Below are 19619 nucleotides of genomic sequence, written 5' to 3'. Positions count from 1 at the left end.
CGGGCCATCATGTTGCGCGATCCGGTGAGCAGCCGCAGTATGTAGGCTGGTCATCCCGTGCCTGTCCAACAGGTGTCGTCTATGCCATCCCATACGGATTGGATTTCGTCGCGCGGATCTGACAGCTCCGACGAGTCCAGTCTTCCGCCGCTCACACAGATAGCAGAGCACTACGTGGTCGAGCGCGAGCTCGGCCGCGGCGGGATGGCCACAGTCTATCTGTGCACCGATAACAGAAACGGCACCCGCGTCGCCATGAAAGTGCTCCGACAGGAGCTTGGCAGTCGCGTCGTCATCGACCGGTTCCTGCGCGAGATCGCCTTCTCATCCGACATGGTGCATCCGCGCATTCCCAAAGTTCTCGATTCGGGGATGATGGGCGATCTCCCGTTTTACGTGATGACCTACATCGAAGGGGAGTCACTGCGCGCCCGGCTGACCCGCGAAAAGCAGCTCTCCATCCGGGCAGCAATCAAGATTACCTGTGAGATCATCGACGCCACCAAATACGCACACGGCCTCGGCATCATTCACCGCGACATCAAGCCGGAAAATATCATCATTGGTGCTGACGGCGTGTACGTGCTCGATTTCGGAATCGCGCGCGCGATCGTTGAATCGGGAATGGATCGTCTCACTTCCACCGGCATTGGAGTCGGCACGCCGGCGTACATGAGTCCGGAGCAGGCGCTGGGCGACCGGAACCTCGACGCCCGCAGCGACATCTACTCCATCGGCTGCGTGCTGTACGAGATGATCGCCGGCATCCCACCCTTCGTCGGACCGACGGCTCAGGTGATCATCTCGCGACGATTTGCCGCGTCGGCTCCGCCGCTGAGGGAGGTTCGCGACGGCGTTCCCGAATCAATCGAAAGTGCGGTTGCTCGTGCACTGGCCAGGGCACCAGCAGATCGTTTCGACAGCGCGGCCGAGATGGCGGACTCACTGCACGCTCCGCCCGCCCCACCCGCGCTGCACGCTCCGCAACCGGCGCGGAAGATTAGCCAGCGCCGGCGTTTGTTACGTCTCGCGGTTGCCGCAGTGATACCACTGGTATTGATCCTGGCGGCGTGGCAGGCATGGATGCGGATTGGCCCCGGCACCTCGCCGCCAGCGGGACCGGCACTCGACCCACGACGAGTCGCCGTTCTGTATTTCCGCGATCTTAGCCCGACTCACGAACTCGGATACCTCGCCGATGCGTTCACTGAGGCGCTGATAACCGAGCTCCAGGACGTCCCCGCGCTAGACGTCATATCAAAGAGCGGAATGCAGGAGATACGGCGCGCTGACCTCGACCTGGACGGCGCCGCGCGCCTGCTGAAAGCGGGAACACTGGTTGGAGGAAGCGTCGAGCCCGCCGGCGACAGGTTACGCGTCGCGGTCGCGCTGACCGATGGTTCGACGGGAGACGAACTGGAGCGAGCGAGCTTCGAATATCCATCGGCGAATCCATTGGGGCTGCGCGAGAAGCTGGTCCATGACGTCGGTGACTTTTTGCGGAAGCGCCTTGGCGAAGAGATCCGCCTCCAGGAGCGAAAGGCAGGAACACGAGACGAGCAGGCCTGGATGCTGGCGAAGCGGGCCGAGAAAATCATCACGGAGGCGGAGAGCTTCAGACTCACGGGCGACACTGCGAGGGCCGCTCGGCGGTTGCATCTCGCCGACTCGCTGCTTGCTCTGACCGAGGCTCGCGACAGCAAGTGGATCGATCCGATCATCATGCGCGGAATGGTTGCGTTACTGCATTCACGCATCGCCCAGCTGCCGGAAATTGCGCGGTGGGACGACGAGGGAATGAAATACGCGGAGCGGGCGCTGGAGGTCGAGCCGCGCAACCCGCGTGCGCTCGAGCTGCGCGGGACATTGCGTTACTGGAAGTGGCTCAACGACCTCATTCCCGATCCGAAGGAGGCGGCAAAAGCGCTGAGTCAGGCGGAGGCAGATCTGAGGACGGCGGTCAAGTTCGCACCAGGCAGAGCGAGCGCCTGGAGTGTCCTCAGCAGCCTCGCCTCCAATAAAAACGACCCCGTTGAAGCCGCGATCGCTGCGCGCCGCGCCTACGAAGAGGATGCCTTTTTTGTTTTGTCGGCAGCGCCGGACATTGTGTGGCGACTGTACAACACCGCGTATGACAACCTGAAGTTCGCCGATGCGTCCCACTGGTGCAGCGAGGGACAGAGTCGGTTTCCCTCCAATCCCCGATTCGTTCAATGCCGTCTGTGGCTCCTGACGATGCCGGGAACGAAGCCCGACATCGGTCAGGCGTGGGCACTCGTCGGTGCGTTGCGCAAGCTCACCCCCGAGAGTGAATGGCCCTTCGCGGGGCGCGAGGCACCGATGCTGGTCGCCGCCGCTCTGGCTCGCGCGGGGCTGGCGGACAGCGCGCGCCGGGTTCTCCAGCGCTCTCGGGGAGACCCGACCATCGATCCATCGCGCGACCTGCTCATCGATGAAGCGATGGTCCGAACCATACTCGGCGACAAGACCGAGGCGCTGCGTCTCCTGAAGACCTACCTCGTCGCCTTTCCGGATCACCGAAAGGGAATGGCCGAGACGCGCCATTGGTGGTGGCGCGATCTCGAGAACGATCCGCGCTACCGCGAGATGGTCGGCACCGGCAGCTGATGTTCCCCGCAAGAGGCACGTCGAGGCGATCCGGACTCCAATCTCGACCTGGAAAACCTGCCCGACGATCGCGCATCTCGCGCGTCGTCGGTGCACTCGCCCTCGTGCCAATCATCGTGACCTGCTCAGGAGACTCCACTTCGACAGCTCCGGAGAATGAACCTGAGACAGTTACACAGGCTGTGGGGCCGGACGGCGGAACGGTCGTGACACCCAGTGGCGCCGCAGGTGTCCAGATTCCTGCCGGGACCTTCAGTCAGCAGGTGATGGTGACTATCACTCGACTGCCGCCACCGAGCTCACCAGGCGCCGGGCCTCTTCCAACGTCGCTCAAACAGTATGGGCCCTTCTACGATTTCACGACATCTCCCCAGGTCGCGCAGTTCGGAGACTCGGCTCGCGTCGGCGTGTGTCAGGTGACCGATCCGTCGAGCTCATTCTACGCTCCGGAGCCGCACGATCAACTGCGACTCGCGCACACGGTAGGGAGCTCGATCGAGATCCTCGATCGCGTCGGAGTCAGCGATTTTCTCCGCTGCACCAATGTCTCGGCGAGCAGGTCCACACGCACGGACCGCGATGGATGGTACGCCGCGCTGCTCGCAATTCGAGACAATGCGATCGGACTAGTGCGCCCGGCCAACTTGCATGCCGCTCACGGAGGACTCGGCGGAAAGGTCAAGTCGTTCAGTCCGTTCGGTGCAGTCGAGCCGCTTTTGACGACTCCGCAGGTAAGTGCCGGCGACTTCCACACCTGCGCGCTCAAGACAGATGGGACGGTGGTCTGCTGGGGAGACAACACTTACGGTCAGACGACCGTGCCGGGTGGGCTTGCCTCGGTCGCACGGGTGACTGCCGGCGGGCATCACACCTGCGCGCTCAAGACAGATGGGACAGTGGTCTGCTGGGGAGACAACACTTACGGCGAGGCGACCGTGCCGGGCGGGCTCGCCTCGGTCGCACAGGTGAGCGCTCTCTGGCTTCACACCTGCGCGCTCAAGATAGATGGGACGGTGGTCTGCTGGGGCAACAACGCTTCAGGTCAGGCAACCGTGCCGGGCGGGCTTGCTTCGGTCGCACAGGTGAGCGCCGGTAGCTTCCACACCTGCGCGCTTAAGACAGATGGGACGGTGGTTTGCTGGGGATTCAACACTTACGGTCAGACGACCGTGCCGGGCGGGCTTGCCTCGGTCGCACAGGTGAGCGCCGGCGGCCTCCACACCTGCGCGCTCAAGACAGATGCAACGGTGGTCTGCTGGGGAGACAACGCTGACGGTGAGACGACCGTGCCGGGCGGGCTCGCCTCGGTCGCACAGGTGAGCGCCGGCGTAGAATTCACCTGCGCGCTCAAAACAGATGGGACGGTGGTCTGCTGGGGACGCAACACTGCAGGTCAGGCGACTGTGCCGGGCGGGCTCGCCTCGGTCGCTCAGGTGAGCGCCGGCGGTGGACACACCTGCGCGCTCAAGACAGATGGGACCGTGGTCTGCTGGGGATACAACTTTTACGGTCAGGCGACCGTCCCGGGCGGTCTAAACCTCCATTCGGCCACTAACACAACTCTGAGCTCTGCTCCTGATTCTTCGTTTTTCGGCCAGTGGGTGACGTTCACGGCAGCAGCAATCACGACAAGCATCGCCTCGGTTGACAAGCCTCGCGCTCGGCTTCGCTCACGCGTGCGGCCTGACGAGCGGGGGGGCGGCGTACTGCTGGCGCAACAACAACCTCAGCCGGCTGAGCTTCCACCCCCCGACTCTCGCGGTGGCAGCGGGCGCGACACGGCAACGGGAAATCCCAAGACCTTCGCTCGCACTCGGTAATTTCTGTCGTCAGATGCCCTCATCTATGCCCGGGAGTGCATGCCAACCGGGTCATCAACTGTAGGGACTCTCAGCAGCTTCGATCTGGCAAACTCCGGTGGCGTGACTGTAACTGTGGAAGTTCTTCTCCAGCCCCTCGCTGGGGGAGGCTCCGCCTCCGCAGGTGTGTTTCGATCCTGTCCGCCAACTCGCGAGCAGGCATTCTTACTCCTCGCCGTATTCGCCGGGGTGCCCCTTCGCCGGATGGATGTGGACCTCTCTGCTGCGCTGGAGCTTGCCGGGACTTACAATCTTCACGCGTACGTGCTGACTTTGGCGGCTGGCGCAGCGAGCGCCGTTGTTGACGTTGGATAAAGGGCAGGCTCGCGCCGCAGTTGCCGCGGGAGTGAGACTCAAGGAGGTGGAATCATGAAGGAATACACATACTCTGAGGCGCGGCAGCGCCTGGCAGCGCTTCTGGAGCGCGCGCGCCGCGAAGGTTCCGTGCGCATCCGGCGCAAGGACGGCAGTGTGTTCATACTCAAGCCGGAGCGCTCCACGCCGCTTGAGGTGCCGGCCGTAGACCTCGGACTGACCCGTGAGCAGGTGCTCGCCGCAGTCCGCGAAGGACGGCGTCCGACATGATCGCGCCATGGCTCTGAGGACTAGTCTCAACCCCACAATGCTCAGCGAAGCATCAGCCGCGCTTCGCGCCGCGAACATCGCCTTTGCCAAAGCCCACCCCGGCGAGAGTCCGGGCCGCCAACCGGTGCACACGGTTTACGGCGGCGCCCAACTTTTCGCAGCGGACTCGGCGCAGAAGCTGGGCGCAGTCGCCCGCCGCATGATGGACGAGTACGCCGATGACGCTCAAGCGCTCGGAGGAGCGATCGGCATTCTCAATCACCCCGAGCTTGAGACCGTCTACCAGCGCGTGCGCGACAAGCTGGAAGCGGAGCCCGTCGAGGATTTCCGCATCGACTTCGAGGATGGGTACGGCAATCGCCCCGACGAGGAGGAGGACGATCACGCCGCGGCCGTCGCACGGGAAGTCTCGAAGGGAATGCAGGACGGGACGCTTCCCCCGTTCATCGGCATGCGCATCAAGCCGCTCAACGAGGAGCTCCGCGGCCGGGCGATTCGCACGCTGGATCTGGTGACGACAGCACTCGTGGAATCCGGCGGAATTCCCGAGCGATGGATTCTCACTATCCCGAAGATCACGATCATCGAGCAGGTTGACTACACCGTTGCGGTTCTTCGCGAGCTCGAGCGCTCACTCGGACTCGGCGACGGCACCCTCCAATTCGAGGTCATGATCGAGACTCCGCAGATCGTGCTCGACTCCACGGGCAAATCATTGCTGCTCCGGATTCTCGACGCGGCCGACGGGCGCTGCCGCGGTGCGCACTTCGGCACGTACGACTACACGGCCAGCTGCAACATCACCGCCGCGTATCAGCACATGCAGCATCCGGCCTGCAATTTTGCGAAGCACTTCATGCAGGTTGCTTTTGCGGGAACTGACGTCTGGCTGTCCGATGGATCGACGGCCGTGTTGCCGGTGCCCATCCATCGCCAGGAGAAGGGTGGGCTGCCGCTCAGCGTCGACGAGAAATTCGAGAACTCGGAGAGCGTGCACGCAGCGTGGCGAATGCACTTCGACGACGTGCGCCATTCGCTCGAGGGCGGATTCTATCAGGGATGGGACCTCCATCCCGCGCAGCTCGTCACGCGTTATGCGGCTCTTTACAGCTTCTTTCTCGAGGGAATCGACGCTGCCGGCGAACGATTGAGCAACTTCGTCGGCAAGGGCGCGCAGGCGACGTTGATTGGCGATGTGTTCGACGACGCGGCGACGGGACAGGGGCTGCTCAATTTCTTCCTGCGCGGGATAAACTCGGGCGCGATCACCGAGGAAGAGGCGCTGGAGATGACGGGGCTCACCGCAGACGAGCTCCGGACGCGCTCGTTCGTGAAGATTCTCCGCGCGCGAGGTGATGTCGGCGCCGGAGGAGCGGCGGGAGACTCAGGCTGAGCGCCTCGGTCTCGGAGCTCCTCGACCTCGTCGCCCGCTGGGTTCACGTGATAGCGGGCATCATGTGGATCGGCAACTCACTCCTCTTCAACTGGCTCGACCGCAGTCTTCAGCCGGCGCCCGGCCCCGGACAAACGCGCTCGCCGCTCGGGCGGATCTGGCTGCTCCACAGCGGCGGCTTCTATTACGTCGAGAAAACCCTGCTCGAGGGCGAATCGCTTCCGCGCCCGATGCACTGGTTCAAATGGCAGGCGTACACAACCTGGCTGAGCGGCTTCGCGCTGCTGCTCGTCGTCTATTATCTGAGCGATCGCGCCGTACTCGCTGATCCCGGCGTAGCGAACCTCACTCACGCGCAGGCAAGCCTCGTCGGGCTCGCCGCAATCGTTGTCGGATGGGCGCTGTACGAGGCGATGCAACGCGTCGTCGCTCCGCGTGCACCCGCGCTCGCGATGATCGTGTGGATTCTCGGGCTCGTCGCGATCTCGATCGCATTGACTCAGCTGCTCAGCGGGCGCGCGGCATTCCTCCATGTCGGCGCGATGCTCGGGACGATCATGGCCGGCAACGTTGCAATGACGATCGTTCCGTCGCAGCGGGAGCTGGAGGCATCGGTAATCGAAGGCCGTGGTGGGTCGACCAGCGCCGCGCTGTCCGCCCGGGCGAAGCGCGTCTCGATTCACAACAATTATTTCACGTTTCCAGTGATCGTGCTGATGGTGAGCAATCACTTCCCATCAGTCTATGGACACAGTCTGAGCTGGCTGCTGCTGCTCGTTTTGTGCGTGGCCGGCGCGGCGGTGCGCCATGTCCTCAACCTGCGCTGGACGTATCCTCGGTGGAAGCCCGCGCTAGCCGCTGTTATCGCCGCGAGCGTCGCCATTCTGTATGTACTAATGCACATCACCTTCACGCCGACGAACAGAGTCGCCGTGGCATCAACGGCGCCGGTATCATTCGCGGATGCGCGTCACGTGATAGATCGGCGCTGCACGGTGTGTCATTCGGTAAGCCCGAGCGATTTGACATTCGGTGCTGCGCCCGGCGGAGTCGCGTTCGACACGCCGGAGCAGATCATCGCCCGCGCGGCCCGCATCCGGGAGCGGGCCGTAATGACGCGCACCATGCCGCCGGCCAACAAGACCCATATCACGGAGGCGGAGAGGGCGATCCTCGCCCGCTGGATAGCACAGGGAGGACGCGGGAACTAGCCTGCCGCTCGCGGTGCGCCGTTCACCGCGCGAGAGGGGACAACGGTCGGCTCCAGACCCAACTCGCGTGATTCTTGCCGCAAACTGTTACAGCATGTTCAAGATCGCGAAGTTCAGCTCACTGGCTGCTGTCGCTCTTGCGGGCATGTCTGTCCTCACTGCTTGCGGATCTTCTGCGCGGCTTCCCGTAGCCGCCGGCACTGGACCGAACCCGGCGCTCCCGCCGCCCAGAACGTCAATCATTCCACTCGTCAACGTCGTCACGGCGAAAGGGTGGGCACCGAATGCAACGCCTGTCGCCGCAGGCGGAATGCGAGTCACGGCGTTCGCTCGCGGGCTCGATCACCCGCGGTGGCTCTACGTACTCCCCAACGGCGACGTGCTTGTCGCCGAGACGAATGCGCCGAAGAGACCGGACGCGGGAAAGGGCATCAGGGGCTTTTTCTTCGGGATCTTCTCGAAGAAAGCCGGCGGCGCGGTGCCGAGCGCGAACAGAATCACGCTGCTGCGAGACGGAGATGGTGACGGAGTCGCCGAGATTCGCACGGTGTTTCTCTCCAATCTCAACTCCCCGTTCGGAATGGCTCTCGTCGGCAATTCCTTCTACGTCGCAAATACCGACGCCGTCGTGCGCGTGCCCTATTCGCCCGGTGTCACGCAGATCAGGGCCGCGCCCGTCAAAGTCGTCGATCTCCCCGGTGGCCGGCTCAATCACCACTGGACGAAGAGTCTCATCGCCAACCGCGCCGGCACGAAGCTCTACGTTGGCGTGGGATCCAACAGCAACATCGCCGAGAACGGGATAGAGAAGGAAGAAGACCGCGCGGCTGTGCTGGAGATCGATCCGGCCACCGGCACCTACCGCGTGTTCGCCTCGGGCCTCAGGAATCCGGTAGGTCTCGCGTGGGAGCCCGAGACCGGCGCTCTATGGACAGCGGTCAATGAGCGCGATGAGCTCGGCAGCGATCTCGTTCCCGACTACATGACTTCGGTTCGAGACGGCGGATTCTATGGATGGCCTTACAGCTACTACGGCAGGCACGTTGACACTCGCGTCGAAGTGCAGCGCCCCGATCTGGTCGAGAAGGCGATCGTACCCGACTACGCGCTCGGTCCGCACACCGCATCGCTCGGCTTGACCTGGTCGGGTGCAGCTGCTCTTCCCGCGCGCTTCAGCCGCGGAATGTTCGTTGGCCAGCACGGCTCCTGGAATCGCAAGCCGTGGAGCGGCTACAAGGTGATTTTCGTTCCGTTTGCCAACGGTCGCCCGTCGGGTCAGCCGATCGACGTATTGACCGGCTTCATCAGGGATAACGGTGATGCGATGGGACGGCCGGTGGGTGTCGCTATCGACAGGCGAGGCGCCCTCTTAGTCGCCGATGATGTGGGGAATGCCGTGTGGAGAGTTACCGGTAGCCGGTGACCGGTGGCCGGTAGCCGGTCACCGAGGCCCGAAGAAACGAACGATTCAGCTTCCTCTATACGTGGAGTAGCCGAACGGGCTCAGGAGCAGCGGAACGTGATAGTGTCCCGACCCCGCGGCAATTCGAAAGCTGACGACGATCTCCGGGTAGAACGCATCACGGCCCGTCGCCTCGAAGTATTCACCGACCGAGAACGTCAGCTTGTAAATGCCTTCCTGTAACGGCGTTCCGCCGGACACGAGCTCGCGTACTCGTCCGTCACGATCGGTGAGCCCCGAGCCGACGACTGCTCCTTCGTACTGGAGCTTCACGCGAATTCCTTCCGCGGGCTTCCCGAGTGATGTGTCGAGCACGTGCGTCGTGATGCCGCTCATTTCTCTTCCTCCAGAAGCTTCTGCAATCGAATCCGCGTGATCTTCCGCTGCTCTTCGGCTGCCAGGCGAAGCTCAGTCGCGCCATCGTTGTACAAACGCCGGCGCGCGAGCTCGAGCATTTCCTCGGGCGTCTTCCCCGTGGCACATACTATATAGATGTAGCCGAAGCGCCGCTCGTATTCCTGGTTCGACGTGGCGAGCGCGTCACGAACGTTGTCGTCCGCATCGCCGACTCCGGCCTGCTCTTCGTCCGCCCACTCATCTTTCTGCCCACCATGCGAGCGAGCCGCCGTGCGTTCTCCAATCCGCGGGTGATGCGCGAAGGCCTCGACCCAGTCGCTTGCATCGAGTGAGGTCCAGATTCGATCGGCCTCGGAGAAAACGGCGTCGCGCGATCCGAACGGGCGAGCGGCGACCATTTCCGACACCCATCGCGACGACCCGCAGCAGTTGACGAGTAGACTTGCAGCGGTTCGTCCGGGGATTCCATCGAGATCGGCGACGGTGATGCTCAAGCGAATTCTCCTGCGCTCAGCGTTGTCTCGATTATGCCTGCGGCGAAACAATACCGAAGCCGAATGCGGAGAGACGTACCGTGGGTGGTGGCCACTTGCATTTTCCTCCGTCCGCCGAGCAAACTATGGGTATGCCCGCGATCCATCGCCGCCGTTGGACCACAGCCGAAGTACGCTCTCTCATGGACGAGACGCGCCATTGGCCGCGCTACGAGCTCATCAATGGAGAGTTGATCGTGACTCCTTCCCCGGGAGTCCCGCATCAAGTGGCCGTAGCCGAGCTCGCATTTATTGTCAAAACGTACCTCAACGAGCGCGACATAGGCCTTCCCCTTACGTCGCCTGCCGACCTGGAGCTCGTTCCGGACTCTATCACTCAGCCAGACATATTCGTTCTCGATCCGGACAGCGTGGCGGATAACGTGGAAAATCCGACCTGGGCTGACTTCAAACGTCTGCTGCTTGCGATCGAGATTATCTCGCCCAGCAGCGTACGCACTGACCGGATCGTAAAGCGAGATTTTTATCTCGACGCCGGTGTGCCCGAGTACTGGATTCTCGACCTCGACGCGCGGATAATCGAGCGCTGGACGCAAGGGCGCGAATCCCCTGAAGTTTGCCGAGACTCGCTCGTGTGGCTTCCCGACAACGAGTGGGTGCCTCTTACAATCGACGTGCCTGAGCTCTTCGAGACTATCCGAAGAAAGTCCGGTAAGCCTAAAAGGCTCTGAGCACAGGCCCGTCAGCGCTCGACCCTTCCTAATAGCCGTAGCCGGGCAACGCCACCGTCCGGAAAGATGTTCAAGCGGACGTGTGTTGCCGGCTTCGGCACAATCCCCTCCCAGTGATGTTGTCCATTAGGCTCGAGCGGCGTTTGCGGCAGCAGCTCGCTCCACTCCCCGTGCTCCGAGTCGAACACTCCGTGCGTGATGCTCGCGTCGCAGCATTCGATCATGCAGCTACCCGGCGCATTTCCCTTGAAGTGATCGGTGTCCAGCTCGATGCGCTCGACAATTCCCCGGCGGGCGAGACGCACAACAGCCCAGTCATTTCCCGGCCCGCGCCGGCGCTTCGTCTCCCATCCGTCTCCCATATGTGTCGACTTGCCGGGCAGCAGCATGTTCTGGGGATTCCCGTAGTGCATGTCGCTGCACGCGACGACGAGCCCTCCGTTTCTGAGGGCAGCAAGGTCTATCTCTCTCAAAGCGGTAAAGATTTCTTCATCGGGGACCACTTCACCGTGCACGCGAAGCCGGGCAACACCCCCGTCAGGGAAGATGTTGAGTCGAAGATGCGTCACTCGGCGATTGTTGGCCTCGACGGGACAATAGTTGAGCGTATTGCCCTTGAGCCGTGACTTCGGCAGCACGGGCGCCCACTGAATCTGCTCGCTCATCATGTGCTCGCCTGACGGAGAGCCATCGACCGCGGCCGAATCGATGCTCGCTTCCTCGGGATAGTTCCCGGTAAAGTAGCTTGTGTCGATCACAACACCGCGGACAATTCCAGGAACGCCGAGCTGAATAATCGCCCAGTCGTGGCCGGGCGCGCGACGACGGCGGGTCTCCCAGCCGTCCATCCATTTGCCGCGATCCGTGTATTCCCCTTCTCTCCACTCGGGAGCGGCAGGCTTGATGAGATTCTCTTTCGGCGCAAAGAAATCGTCGTTGGCCGCGATCACCGCCCCGCCCAGTCGTTCGGCTGCGAGGTCGGGCAGCTCGGTGAAGGGGTGCGCGTCGGACGCTGAGGCAACTGTCATGCGCATACTCTAACACTCGAGCCGATGGACAGTGAAGGCATCCCGCCGTATTCTCCGCAAATGACCGCCGAGCGATGGCCCGCTCTTCCTCTGGCCGAATGGCGCGACACCTACGCCACGCTCCAGCGGTGGCTGCAGATGGTCGGCAAGACACGTCTCGCGCTCACGCCGCTCGTTAATCACTGGTGGAACACGACATTGTATTTGACACCGCGCGGCATGACGACGTCAACGATCTACACCGACAGGCTGGCGCTTGAGGTCGAGGTCGATTTCGTCGATCACGCACTCGAGGTTCGAACCTCCGAGCGGCAGAATGCGCGCATTTCCCTCGCGCCGAAGAGTGTCGCGACCTTCTATCGGGAGTATCTCGACGCCTTCAAGTCAGTCGGCATCGACCTGGTCATTTATCCCGTCCCGGTCGAGGTCGAGGACGTGACTCCCTTCCCGGAGGATGAGAAGCACGCGTCCTACGATCCCGAGTACGCGAATCGTGTCTGGCGCATCCTGATAGGATCGATGCGCGTTTTCAGTGATTTTCGCTCACGCTTCGTCGGAAAAACGAGTCCGGCGCACTTCTTCTGGGGAGGCTTTGATCTCGCGCTCACCAGATTCTCCGGTCGCCCGGGGCCGACGTTCTCAGGACCGGTGCTGAATGTTCCGGCGTGGGTGATGCGCGAAGGCTACTCGCAGGAGATGGTGAGCGCCGGGTTCTGGCCGGGAGGTTTGTTCGGCGTCGATGAGCCTGTCTATTACGCTTACGCCTACCCCGAGCCGGCAGGATTTTCCGAAGCGACTCTCGAGCCCGAGGAGGCGCGTTACCATACTGAAATGAGGGAATTCATACTGCCGTACGAGGCAGTGCGCACGGCGGCGTTCCCCGAGACAACGCTGCTGCAGTTCCTACAGACCACGTACGAAGCGGGCGCAAATGCCGGCGGATGGGATCGCGCCGCGCTGGAGCGTGAGCCTGTCGAAGCTGAAGAGCCAAGGGACGCGACTCCCGAGCTCCACATCACGCAGCAGCCGGAACGATCGCGTTTCGAAACGGAGATCGAAGGACGCATCGCTTTCGTCGAGTACCGCCGGCGCAACAACAGGATCTGGCTGGCTCACACCGAAGTACCGCCCCCCCTCGAGGGACGAGGGATAGGAAGCGCGCTCGCGAAGCACGCGCTCGACTACGCCAGGGAAGAAGGCCTCGAGGTAGTGCCGAGCTGCCCATTCATCGCGGCATACATTCGCTCGCACCCGAGCTACTCGGATCTGGTCAAGCGCTGATCTCCCTGCCGCCCCTACAATACCCGAGCTAGCGCACGTTTTTCCCAGACGCGCTTCACAGAGTCCACGAACAGCTCGTACTCTCGCGCCGGAACGAAGGACACGCTCGCGCGCCCGATCAGGATCATGAACATGAAAACCATCGAGAGTATCGCCGTCTGAATCAGCAGCACGGCAAGAACGCCCAGTGCAACAGTAGTCCACGCGGGAATCGCGAGGTCCGTGAGATACCGCATGGACCCGACGACGACGAGCGCAATGTAGAGCAGCCCCATCAGAATGCCCGTCGTCGCGAGCAGACGAACTCCGATTGTTTCGGCAAGGACAGACATGGCACTCAGCCCGTGCGCGACGACCGAAACGAAGCTTACCGCCGGGGGGCCCGCGAGTCGTTTTCCGGGCACGGTCGGAACGAGTGTCGTCGACACGCGTGCGTGAGTGACCGCCGCCGCATAGTGGTTCCACATTTCTGAAACCACGGCGAGCTTGCGCACCACCGCGTATGGAACGACGCTGAAGTTGCCTACTTCGACGCGAATGCCGGTGAGCAACCAGTGGACCATTCGATAGAGACGATAGAACAACGCAAACAGCGCATCGTCTGGGCGCCGCGTGCGCTTCGCGAACACGACGCGCTTTCCTTCCGTCTGGTCGAAAGCGTCGAGCAGACGCGGCACATCGCTCGGCATATCCTCGCCGTCTCCGTCCATCACCACCACTGCCCGGCAGGGACGACGCATCGCGATGTAGCTCAGCCCGATCGCGATTGCGCGCTGGTCACCGAGATTGCGCGCGAGCGTCACCACGTCGATCGACCTGATTGCGGTCAACGGCTCGGCAATCGCGAGCTCCGCCGGCCGCACAACCGAGCAATCGTCCACGAGAATGAGCTCAGCTGTGCGCGAGGCGGACGACAGGCTCTTATCGAGTTGAGGGATGAGCAGCGCAAGCGACTCCCAGTCGTTGAAGACGGGAATGAGAACGACGTCGTTGGCCAGCGGGAACGTGGTGACGGGTTCCGGCGAGCCTAATGGCAATTCTGCCATCAGGCTCCGATCCCTTTTCCGATCGAGATTGGCGCGTCGTACATAGCCCGTCCTCCGACAAACGTTGAATGCACCGTCCCATAGAGTGTGCGCCCCAGATAAGGCGTCACCTTGTGACGGTGGTGAAGCTTAACGGCTTCGACAACAAAGGTCGCATCCGGGTCCCACACAACTATGTCCGCGTCGAAGCCCGGTGCCAGCGCACCCTTCGTTCCCTCGAGACCCGCGAGCTTCGCGGGCGTTGCACTCATCCATTCCGCAATCCGCTCGAGCGTCACACCGCGCATGCGCGCACCGGTCCACACTACCGGCAGCGAGAGCTGAAGCGAGGCAATTCCGCCCCAGGCGGCAAAGAAATCACCGGCGGTCTCCTTCATCGCCGGCGGACACGGTGAATGATCCGAGGCGACAAGGTCGATCTCGCCGCCGATGAGAGCGTCCCATAATGCGTCGCGCTCCGCGGCCGCGCGAATCGGCGGAGCACATTTGTACTCGGTAGCGCCATCCGGAATCTCCTCGGCCGCGAACGTCAGATAGTGCGGGCACGTCTCGACGGTGATCGGCAGCCCGCGATCGCGCGCGGCACGAATAATCGCGAGGGACTGCGCAGAGGAGAGGTGCACCACATGCACGCGTGTCGGACACCATTCCAGCAGCCGAACGAGCAGCGCGATCGCCGACTCTTCGGCGGTAACGGGACGCGACGCCAGGTAGTCCGCGTAGACGCGCGAGCTCTTGCCATTACCGGTAAGACGCGACGGATCCTCGGCATGCACCATGAGCGGGACACCGAGGCGCGCAAGAATCGGGAAGGCCTCGCGCAAATCGCTTTCGCTCACGGCGGGAAATTCGTCCACTCCGGACGGTGAGAGAAAGCACTTGAAGGCGCGAACGCCGGCCCCGCCTAACCCCTCGAGGTCGCGGCTGTTTCCCGGAACCACACCGCCAATGTACTCGACGTTTACGGAAGTCTTCCCGCGAGCGGCGTCGCGCTTTGCCTCGAGCGCAGCGACCGTGGTGGTCGCAGGAATGCAATTGAGCGGCATGTCGAGAATTGTCGTAACTCCGCCCGCCGCGGCCGCGCGAGTTGCAGTCTCGAAGCCCTCCCATTCGGTTCGCCCGGGCTCGTTCACATGGACGTGAGTATCGACCAGGCCAGGCATCACGATCATTTCGCCAGCATCAACCGGCTTCACGTCGGCCGGAATGTCATACCAGGCGCCAACGCGTGCGATGCGCCCGTCGACAATGTGAACCGAAGCGGGACGCATCCCATCGGGTGTGACGACACGCTGACTTCGAATTACAAGATGCATCAGAGCGACTGCTCGTAGAGCATTCCCGGTGCAACAATCGTCATGACGTAGGCGATCTTGTCAGCGACACGATAGACGATACGATACTCATCCACGATGAGCAGGCGATACGCGCCATCCTCCGGCAGAAGCGGGCCGCTGAACGGATGGTTGGCGAGCTGCTCGGTCGCCTCGATCAACCGCTCGCAGAAGTCAGCAGCCCGTGACGGTGAATCACGCTCGATGTACCTGTAGATATCGGCGAGTCGGTTCCGGGCGTGTTCGGCCCAGACGACCTTCATGCAGAGCGATTACCCTTAACCCGTCGCGACCTGGAGCGCTGTTTGGACATGAAGCCGCGTACCTCGGCGAGCGTATGCGTACGCCCGGCGGCCACATCCGCCTCTGCTTCGCGAAGATCACGCAACAGCGCGCGCTCCGCCACCAACGCGTTGTATTCCTCACGCGAGCAGATGACGACACTCTCCCCGTCGCTTGGGGTGACCAGGTAGCGCTGGCCCTTCGAGGCGACTTCGCGCACAACCGCGTAAAGATTCGCGCGTAGATCAGTCGGAGTAATTGATTTCGGAATCATGGCGGCCACCTCGGTGATACGTACGTTGGAACGTACGTACTAATCTGACGCCGGTCAAGCGATGCCTGGGACGAAATCAACGGAGAGAATCACAGGTGCCTGGCTGAAAGCGTCCAGGTGCCGAGGCAGCAGGGAGGTTTCAGAAAACTATCACTGGCGCCTGACCTGCCACCTGCGACCTCGGCTCCTCTCGCCAGGCACCTGTGGTTCTCTCGGTAGAATGTCACGCGCCTTCAGTGTCCGCCCAGAAGCGCCGCAGGAGATTCATCGATACCCGGCGTCTGTACTCTGCCGACGATCTAAGGTCATCAATCGGAGCAATCTCGTCGCCCAGTATTCGCGCCGCATCGTCAATCGAGGCACCATCGCTGAGCGCCTTCTCCGTCCTTGGAACGCGCACGACCGTCGGCGCGACACTTCCGAACGCAATCCGTGGCGCCGGTGCCCGCACCGCCGCTACGACAATCTTCGAGATTGCCTGCGCGGCCCGCGTCCCCACCTTTCGGAACCACTGCTTCCCTTCTACCGGAGCGACCTCGACTGCAACGATCAGCTCGTCGGGGCGCATCACGGTCTTCCGATACCCGGTGTAAAACTCGCCGAAGGGAATGCGCCGCTCGCCGCTCGCGCTGCGCAAAACAATAACCGCGTCGATCGCCGCAAACACGGGAAGTGAGTCCCCGGCGGGCGATGCGTTCGCGATGTTGCCGCCGATGGTGCCGCGATTCTGGATCTGCGCGCCGCCGACCTGCTGCGAAGCCTCGACGAGCATCGGCAAGCGCTTGCCAATGACCGCCGACCGAATGAGGGATGTGTACGTCACGAGCGAGCCGATGACGAGAGTCTCGCCAACAACGGAAATCTCGCGCAGCTCGTCGAGTGCCCAGATGTCCAGCAGTTTCCGCGGCTCAAGCGTTCCAAAGTTCACCGCGACGTACATGTCCGTCGCTCCGGCCACGGGAACTCTGGGGTCATCCCGCAGAATCGCAAGCGCGTCGTCGAGTGAAGCGGCAGTTCGCAGGTCGAGCTGCGACATCGCGGTTCTCATTCCACCACGAGACTTCCGGCTGCCTCGGGCAAAGGCATCCCTTTCCACTTCATTATCGCGCGATAGATGGCGGAGTAGCCCGTGCAGCGGCAGAGATTCCCGGCGAGCGCCACCTTCACATCGTCGAGCGTCGGCGCGGGACCGAGCGAGAGCGCCGCCATGATCATTCCCGGCGTGCAGATCCCGCACTGGGCGCCCACCTCGTTCATGAAGTGGTGCTGCAGTGGATGGTCTCCGCCCAGTCCTTCGATTGTGGTCACCTCAGTCCCGGCGACCTGGGCAACAGGTATGATGCACGAGCAGACCGGCTCGCCGTTCACGAGCACGGTACACGCGCCGCACTCTCCCTCTCCGCAGCCTTCCTTCGTTCCGGTGAGGCCGAGGTCTTCGCGGAGCACGTCGATGAGCCGCGCCGCCGGGTGCGCGGCGATGTCGGTGGGCTGACCGTTCAGGACGAACTTCAAGCGCAGGCGGCGATCAGCTCGGGTGTCGCCGGAATCTCGCGCACGTCGAGTCCGAGATGCCTCAGCGCATTCACCACCGCGGGAGCGGGCCCGTCCATCGGAAGCTCGCCGAGCCCTTTTGCGCCAAACGGTCCGCCCGGGTACGGATTCTCCATCATCACGACGTCGAGCTCCGGCATGTCGAGAGTCGTTGCGATCGTGTAGTTCGTGAGCTGCGCATTGGCCATCGCGCCGTCGCGCATCACTACACGCTCGAGCAGCGCGTATCCGAGTCCCTGCGCAGTTCCGCCTTCGATCTGCCCGCGAGCAAGCGCGGGATGAATCGGACGCCCGAACTCCTGCACTGCGGTGAGCTTGATCGGCCGGGCCTCGAATGTGTCGCGATCGAGCTCCAGCTCGACCACGTCGCATCCCCACCCGAATGTCGCGTACGCATCGCCGCGGTAAGTCGAGTCGTCCCACTTGATCCAGTCGGGCGGCGTATACATCCGCTCCACCGACATCTCCCCGTAGTGCGCGTAATACTCGGCCGGCGAAGTCCCAGCGAGCTTCTCCTTCATCTCGAGCGCGCATTCCTCGAGAATCTTTCCGACCACCATGCAGGTGCGCGAGGCAACCGTCGGGCCGCTGTCGGCAACGAGAGAGGTGTCGGGCTGCATTACTTCGACGAGCTCATAGGGAACTCCGAGAGCGTCCGATACAATCTGCGCGTGCATCGTGCGCGTGCCCTGGCCAATCTCGGTGCTGCCGACTGCAATCCGGACACCTGTGCGCGTCACATCGAGCCGAGCCTTCGACTTGAGGTGCAGCTCACCGCTGCCGGTGAATCCCGCGCCGTGATAAAAGAGCGAGAGACCGATCGCGCGATTCGTCCCGCGGAATTCCTCACGCTTGCGAGTGAAATCCGTTCGTCGCACGGCCTCGTCCAGGACCATCAGCGCGCTGCAATCCTCCCGCATGATCTGGCCCGTGGCGGTGGTGTCGCCCGGCTGCAGCGCGTTCCTTCGTCGGAGCTCGACAGGATCCATTCCGAGCGCTTCGGCAATTCGCTCCATGTGGACTTCGACGGCAAACTCCGTCTGCGGCGCACCGAATCCGCGGAATGCGCCGTTCGGGGGAGTGTTGGTCAGCACAGTGCGGCCGAAGATTCGAACGTTGTCACAGCGATACGGACCCGCCGCGTGAATGCATCCGCGCGAGAGAACAACGGGACTCAGCGTCACGTACGCGCCGCCGTCCATGAGAACGTCGATGTCCATCGCAACGATTCGCCCGTCGCGCATCACGCCCGTGCGATGTCGAACGATCGATGGATGGCGCTTCGTGGTCGCGATCATGTCCTCGACACGATCGTAAATGAGCTTTACCGGCCGGCCCGACTTCAGCGTGAGCATCACCGCGTGTCCGGCGATCATCGACGGATACTCCTCCTTGCCGCCGAAGCCTCCGCCGGTCTCGGTCTGTATCACGCGCACATTCGGATGCGCTGATCCGAGCAGACATCGCAGCGCCTTGATGACGTAGAACGGGCACTGCACCGAGCCGTAGATCGCCACACCGCCGTTTTCCTCGGGCACCGCAATCACTGCGTTGGGCTCGATGTAAACGTGCTCCTGGTGCCCGGTGCGGTACGTCCCCTCGACAATGACGTCGGCGCCCGCAAGGGCAGAGGCTACGTCCCCCTTCAGGATGTCGATTTCCTTGAAGACCGTGTCCGATTTCTCAGCATCGAACAGCGGCTCCTCTTCGTCGTACTCGATGACGACATTCGCGGCGAGGAGCTTCTCGCGATCTTCGTGGGCGAGAAGCACGATGGGCTCAGCCATGTGACGGACTTCCTCCTCCACGAGGAAGGGCTGGTCCTTCTCGATGAGATCCGCCGCATTCGTTGCGGGAACGTCGCGGTAGTCGACGATAGTGAAGCCGGTCGTATCGAAATCGAGCCGAATCGACCGCACACGCCCGCGGGCGATTGTCGAGCGAACGGTGCGCCCGTGCAGCATTCCCGGAAAAACGAGGTCATCCGCGTAGCGCGCGGCTCCGGTTGCCTTTCCGATACCATCCTTGCGGGCTACGCTGTTACCTACTGAGGGCATTTCGTGATAATGCTGGTTGCGCTGGTCGCGAGCAAGGCGGTAACAG

The 19619-nt window shown here is 62.7% G+C and carries 19 protein-coding genes; 9 read left to right on the top strand and 10 right to left on the bottom strand.

Going from position 1 to position 19619, the window contains the following annotated elements; genetic code table 11:
• Positions 1 to 81: 81 nt before the first annotated feature.
• From VES88_18550 to VES88_18520, 7 genes are all read left to right on the top strand, one after another.
• Complete coding sequence (locus tag VES88_18550) at positions 82 to 2628, top strand: protein kinase (protein HYN83486.1); 2547 nt, start codon at positions 82 to 84, stop codon at positions 2626 to 2628.
• Positions 2629 to 2732: 104 nt separating this feature from the next.
• The gene (locus VES88_18545; GenBank protein HYN83485.1) at positions 2733 to 4448 is read left to right on the top strand and encodes a hypothetical protein; all 1716 of its coding nucleotides are present in this window, start codon (positions 2733 to 2735) and stop codon (positions 4446 to 4448) included.
• 39 nt (positions 4449 to 4487) lie between these two features.
• A complete protein-coding gene (locus VES88_18540; GenBank protein HYN83484.1) occupies positions 4488 to 4802 on the top strand; it encodes a hypothetical protein in 315 nt (104 codons plus the stop codon).
• A 54-nt stretch (positions 4803 to 4856) separates the two neighbouring features.
• On the top strand, positions 4857 to 5072 hold the full coding sequence (locus VES88_18535; GenBank protein ID HYN83483.1) for a type II toxin-antitoxin system Phd/YefM family antitoxin: 216 nt from the start codon (positions 4857 to 4859) through the stop codon (positions 5070 to 5072).
• A 7-nt stretch (positions 5073 to 5079) separates the two neighbouring features.
• Positions 5080 to 6465, top strand: coding sequence for a hypothetical protein (locus VES88_18530; protein ID HYN83482.1), 1386 nt, complete (start codon positions 5080 to 5082; stop codon positions 6463 to 6465).
• The gene (locus VES88_18525) at positions 6462 to 7676 is read left to right on the top strand and encodes a urate hydroxylase PuuD (GenBank protein ID HYN83481.1); all 1215 of its coding nucleotides are present in this window, start codon (positions 6462 to 6464) and stop codon (positions 7674 to 7676) included. Before VES88_18530 ends, VES88_18525 begins: the two co-directional genes overlap by 4 nt.
• A gap of 67 nt (positions 7677 to 7743) precedes the next feature.
• Positions 7744 to 9099 carry a sorbosone dehydrogenase family protein gene (locus tag VES88_18520; protein ID HYN83480.1) on the top strand — a complete coding sequence of 452 codons (1356 nt, stop codon included), beginning with the start codon at positions 7744 to 7746 and terminating at the stop codon, positions 9097 to 9099.
• A gap of 45 nt (positions 9100 to 9144) precedes the next feature.
• Here the strand turns inward: VES88_18520 and uraH are convergent, their stop codons facing one another.
• Positions 9145 to 9474, bottom strand: a complete 330-nt coding sequence (gene uraH / locus VES88_18515) for a hydroxyisourate hydrolase (GenBank protein HYN83479.1) — start codon at positions 9472 to 9474, stop codon at positions 9145 to 9147.
• Positions 9471 to 9989, bottom strand: a complete 519-nt coding sequence (gene uraD / locus VES88_18510) for a 2-oxo-4-hydroxy-4-carboxy-5-ureidoimidazoline decarboxylase (protein HYN83478.1) — start codon at positions 9987 to 9989, stop codon at positions 9471 to 9473. Before uraD ends, uraH begins: the two co-directional genes overlap by 4 nt.
• Positions 9990 to 10171: 182 nt before the next feature.
• Here uraD and VES88_18505 point away from each other — a divergent pair, with 182 nt between their 5' ends.
• Positions 10172 to 10720: a Uma2 family endonuclease gene (locus VES88_18505; protein ID HYN83477.1), complete on the top strand. Its 549-nt coding sequence runs from the start codon at positions 10172 to 10174 to the stop codon at positions 10718 to 10720.
• A gap of 11 nt (positions 10721 to 10731) precedes the next feature.
• Here the strand turns inward: VES88_18505 and alc are convergent, their stop codons facing one another.
• A complete protein-coding gene (alc, locus tag VES88_18500; protein ID HYN83476.1) occupies positions 10732 to 11748 on the bottom strand; it encodes an allantoicase in 1017 nt (338 codons plus the stop codon).
• A 24-nt stretch (positions 11749 to 11772) separates the two neighbouring features.
• Between alc and VES88_18495 the strand changes: the two genes are divergently transcribed.
• Complete coding sequence (locus VES88_18495; protein ID HYN83475.1) at positions 11773 to 13029, top strand: DUF5996 family protein; 1257 nt, start codon at positions 11773 to 11775, stop codon at positions 13027 to 13029.
• Between the two features lie 14 nt (positions 13030 to 13043).
• Here the strand turns inward: VES88_18495 and VES88_18490 are convergent, their stop codons facing one another.
• The 7 genes from VES88_18490 to VES88_18460 all read right to left on the bottom strand — a co-directional run bounded on the left by VES88_18490 (position 13044) and on the right by VES88_18460 (position 19573).
• Positions 13044 to 14075, bottom strand: a complete 1032-nt coding sequence (locus VES88_18490; protein ID HYN83474.1) for a glycosyltransferase — start codon at positions 14073 to 14075, stop codon at positions 13044 to 13046.
• Positions 14075 to 15391, bottom strand: a complete 1317-nt coding sequence (gene allB / locus VES88_18485) for an allantoinase AllB (protein ID HYN83473.1) — start codon at positions 15389 to 15391, stop codon at positions 14075 to 14077. Before allB ends, VES88_18490 begins: the two co-directional genes overlap by 1 nt.
• A complete protein-coding gene (locus VES88_18480) occupies positions 15391 to 15672 on the bottom strand; it encodes a type II toxin-antitoxin system RelE/ParE family toxin (GenBank protein ID HYN83472.1) in 282 nt (93 codons plus the stop codon). Before VES88_18480 ends, allB begins: the two co-directional genes overlap by 1 nt.
• Positions 15669 to 15965, bottom strand: coding sequence for a type II toxin-antitoxin system Phd/YefM family antitoxin (locus VES88_18475; protein ID HYN83471.1), 297 nt, complete (start codon positions 15963 to 15965; stop codon positions 15669 to 15671). Before VES88_18475 ends, VES88_18480 begins: the two co-directional genes overlap by 4 nt.
• Before the next feature lie 223 nt (positions 15966 to 16188).
• Positions 16189 to 17013, bottom strand: a complete 825-nt coding sequence (locus tag VES88_18470; protein HYN83470.1) for a xanthine dehydrogenase family protein subunit M — start codon at positions 17011 to 17013, stop codon at positions 16189 to 16191.
• Positions 17010 to 17477, bottom strand: coding sequence for a (2Fe-2S)-binding protein (locus VES88_18465; protein ID HYN83469.1), 468 nt, complete (start codon positions 17475 to 17477; stop codon positions 17010 to 17012). Before VES88_18465 ends, VES88_18470 begins: the two co-directional genes overlap by 4 nt.
• Positions 17474 to 19573, bottom strand: a complete 2100-nt coding sequence (locus VES88_18460) for a xanthine dehydrogenase family protein molybdopterin-binding subunit (protein ID HYN83468.1) — start codon at positions 19571 to 19573, stop codon at positions 17474 to 17476. Before VES88_18460 ends, VES88_18465 begins: the two co-directional genes overlap by 4 nt.
• Positions 19574 to 19619 lie beyond the last annotated feature (46 nt).

The organism is Gemmatimonadaceae bacterium (assembly GCA_035633115.1).
GTDB lineage: Bacteria > Gemmatimonadota > Gemmatimonadetes > Gemmatimonadales > Gemmatimonadaceae > UBA4720.
This window is presented reverse-complemented; position numbering and strand designations above follow the sequence as displayed.

Coding starts and splice junctions, on each gene's coding strand:
- VES88_18495 (HYN83475.1), top strand. CDS start 11,773: ATGGACAGTGAAGGCATCCCGCCGTATTCTCCGCAAATGACCGCCGAG.
- VES88_18535 (HYN83483.1), top strand. CDS start 4,857: ATGAAGGAATACACATACTCTGAGGCGCGGCAGCGCCTGGCAGCGCTT.
- allB (HYN83473.1), bottom strand. CDS start 15,391: ATGCATCTTGTAATTCGAAGTCAGCGTGTCGTCACACCCGATGGGATG.
- VES88_18460 (HYN83468.1), bottom strand. CDS start 19,573: ATGCCCTCAGTAGGTAACAGCGTAGCCCGCAAGGATGGTATCGGAAAG.
- VES88_18550 (HYN83486.1), top strand. CDS start 82: ATGCCATCCCATACGGATTGGATTTCGTCGCGCGGATCTGACAGCTCC.
- VES88_18480 (HYN83472.1), bottom strand. CDS start 15,672: ATGAAGGTCGTCTGGGCCGAACACGCCCGGAACCGACTCGCCGATATC.
- VES88_18475 (HYN83471.1), bottom strand. CDS start 15,965: ATGATTCCGAAATCAATTACTCCGACTGATCTACGCGCGAATCTTTAC.
- VES88_18530 (HYN83482.1), top strand. CDS start 5,080: ATGGCTCTGAGGACTAGTCTCAACCCCACAATGCTCAGCGAAGCATCA.
- VES88_18470 (HYN83470.1), bottom strand. CDS start 17,013: ATGAGAACCGCGATGTCGCAGCTCGACCTGCGAACTGCCGCTTCACTC.
- VES88_18505 (HYN83477.1), top strand. CDS start 10,172: ATGGACGAGACGCGCCATTGGCCGCGCTACGAGCTCATCAATGGAGAG.
- alc (HYN83476.1), bottom strand. CDS start 11,748: ATGACAGTTGCCTCAGCGTCCGACGCGCACCCCTTCACCGAGCTGCCC.
- VES88_18490 (HYN83474.1), bottom strand. CDS start 14,075: ATGGCAGAATTGCCATTAGGCTCGCCGGAACCCGTCACCACGTTCCCG.
- VES88_18540 (HYN83484.1), top strand. CDS start 4,488: ATGCCAACCGGGTCATCAACTGTAGGGACTCTCAGCAGCTTCGATCTG.
- uraH (HYN83479.1), bottom strand. CDS start 9,474: ATGAGCGGCATCACGACGCACGTGCTCGACACATCACTCGGGAAGCCC.